We start from the raw sequence: 2,500 nt of genomic DNA, 5'->3' as shown, positions 1-2,500 counted from the left end.
GCAAGCGCCGAACATCGCGTCATCGCCGATGCCATCAGGGCCGGCGACCGCCCCGCCGCCGAGGCCGCGATGCGCGCCCATCTTGCGGCCGTTGAACAGGTTGTCGCGCGGATCGAAGGCGGTTTCTGACCCGCCGCGCGACCCTTCCGGCGCATTTTTGATCCCTCGCCTTCTTGACGCTGGCCGGATGCCGCCGCTACTGCGCCACAAATCTGTCATGCAGCTTGGCAGGAAACCGCGATCAGGAAGGACACCGACATGCCAGAGCAGGACGGCGGGGGCAAAACCCTCGCACGGGAAGATGCAGGATTCCAAAAGGGGCTGAAGCCGCGCCAGGTCCAGATGATCGCCATTGGCGGTGCCATCGGCACGGGATTGTTTCTTGGCGCGGGCGGGCGGCTGGCCGCCGCAGGTCCGGCGCTGGTGCTGGTTTTCGCCCTGTGCGGCTTCTTCGCCTTCCTTGTGCTGCGCGCCCTTGGAGAGCTGATCATGCACCGGCCGACCTCCGGCTCGTTCGTGTCCTACGCGCGAGAGTTCTATGGCGAGAAGCTCGCCTTTGCAGCCGGGTGGATGTACTGGCTGAACTGGGCCATGACCTCGGTCGCGGATGTGACGGCGGTTGCCCTCTACATGAACTTCTTCAACGCCTATGTGCCGTGGCTGGCCGGTATCGACCAGTGGGTGTTCGCCCTGATCGCGCTAGTCCTTGTTCTGGCCATGAACATGCTGTCGGTGAAGATCTTCGGCGAAATGGAGTTCTGGTTCAGCGTCATCAAGGTGCTGGCGCTGACCTGCTTCCTTGTGACCGGCATCTGGTTCGTCGTCACCGGCACCCCCATCGACGGGCATGTTCCGGGCATCGCCACGATCACCGAAGTCGGCGGCATCTTCCCCAACGGCATCATTCCGGCGCTGATCGTGATACAGGGCGTCATCTTCGCCTATGCCTCGATCGAGCTGATCGGGACGGCGGCCGGCGAAACGCAGGACCCGCGCAAGGTCATCCCCCGCGCCATCCGCGCCGTGATCCTGCGGCTGGTGGTGTTCTATGTCGGGTCGGTCCTGCTGCTGTCGATGCTGCTGCCCTATACCGCCTACAGCGCGGGGCAGAGCCCGTTCGTGACCTTCTTCGGCAAGATCGGGGTGGAAGGCGCCGATGTCATCATGAACCTCGTGGTGCTGACGGCGGTCATCTCCTCGTTGAATGCGGGGCTTTATTCCACGGGGCGCATCCTGCATTCCATGGCGCTTTCGGGATCGGCGCCCGCCGCACTGGGCAAGATGAACCGCGCGGGCGTGCCTTATGGCGGGGTTGCCGTCACGGCGGCGGTCACGGTGCTGGGCGTGATGCTGAACGCCGTCGTTCCCGCCGCCGCGTTCGAGATCGCGCTGAACATCGCCGCCCTAGGCACCATCGTGGCATGGGGCGTGATCGTGCTTTGCCAGCTGAAGCTGTGGTCCCTTGCGCGGCAGGGAAAGATGGCGCGGCCCGACTTCCGCATGATGGGCGCGCCCTTCACCGGCGTGATCACACTGGCCTTCCTTGCGGGCGTGGTGGTTCTGATGGCCTTCGATTATCCCGTGGGCACATGGACGGTCGCCTCCATGATCGTGGTCATTCCCGTGCTGGTGGCGGGCTGGTACATGATGCGCGGGCGCATCCACCACCTTGCCGCCGAACAGGGCCATGACCGCGAATATCCGGAGCTTACGTGATGCAGAACGCGCACCTTCCCCTTCTGGCCGTGATCGCCACCGGCGGCACCATCGCTAGCCGCACCGGCGGCGACGGGTCCAGCACCCCTGGCCTGAACGGGCAGGCGCTGCTGGACCGGCTTGACGCGCCGCCGCCGGTTCGCCTGCGTCCGGTGGATCTTTTCGCGCGCGACTCCTCCACCCTCGGGCTGGACGAGATGCAGGCGATCAGCGACGAGATCGGCCGCCAGCTGGCCGATCCCGAAGTTTCGGGCGTCGTGGTCCTGCACGGCACAGATTCCATGGAGGAAACGGCGCTTTTGGCCGCGCTTCAGCATCCAAAGGGCGCAGTGGTATTCACCGGCGCCCAGTTCACCGATGATCACCCCGAGGCCGACGGCCCCGCAAACCTTGCCGCCGCCATCGCCGAGGTGATGCGCGGCGACGGCATCCGCCTTGCTTTTGGCGGGCGCGTGACGCCGGTCTGGGGGATCTACAAGCACAGCGCCGATCAGCGAGACGCCTTCCGCACCTGTGCCCCGGATGCGGCGGGACCGGACCTGCACCTTCCCGCCCCCGTTACCGGCCTGCGCATCGACACGGTGGCCGTGCATCCGGGCGGCGACGGGCTGCACATCCGCGCCAGCCTTGCGGCGGGTGCACGCGGGATCGTGGTCGCCGCGCTTGGATCAGGCAACGCCACGGCGGATATCGTGGCCGCGATTGCAGAGTGCACGGCGGCGGGGGTTCCTGTCGTCATCTCCAGCCGGGTGCCGCAGGGGCGGCTTGTCGCCTCTTATGGCGG

General features: G+C 66.3%; 3 protein-coding genes (1 of these 3 cut by a window edge). All 3 read left to right on the top strand.

What is annotated here, in order from left to right; all coding sequences use genetic code 11:
* On the top strand, nt 1-129 hold the end of the coding sequence (locus JX25_RS12175) for a FadR/GntR family transcriptional regulator (protein ID WP_128255383.1). The gene continues 573 nt to the left of window position 1, outside the view; the window shows 129 of its 702 coding nt (coding positions 574-702); the start codon falls outside the window, past its left edge; its stop codon occupies nt 127-129.
* 129 nt (nt 130-258) lie between these two features.
* On the top strand, nt 259-1,716 hold the full coding sequence (locus JX25_RS12170) for an amino acid permease (protein WP_128255382.1): 1,458 nt from the start codon (nt 259-261) through the stop codon (nt 1,714-1,716).
* Nucleotides 1,716-2,500, top strand: a 785-nt coding sequence (locus JX25_RS12165; RefSeq protein ID WP_206611586.1) for an asparaginase domain-containing protein, incomplete at its 3' end; no start/stop codon positions are given. The genes JX25_RS12170 and JX25_RS12165, both read left to right, overlap by 1 nt.

It is taken from the genome of Falsirhodobacter deserti (assembly GCF_004015795.1).
In the GTDB taxonomy this organism is placed as follows: domain Bacteria; phylum Pseudomonadota; class Alphaproteobacteria; order Rhodobacterales; family Rhodobacteraceae; genus Falsirhodobacter; species Falsirhodobacter deserti.
This window is presented reverse-complemented; position numbering and strand designations above follow the sequence as displayed.

Bases quoted from the DNA above. Each gene is read 5' to 3' on its own strand.
- JX25_RS12170 (WP_128255382.1), top strand. From the start codon at position 259: ATGCCAGAGCAGGACGGCGGGGGCAAAACCCTCGCACGGGAAGATGCA.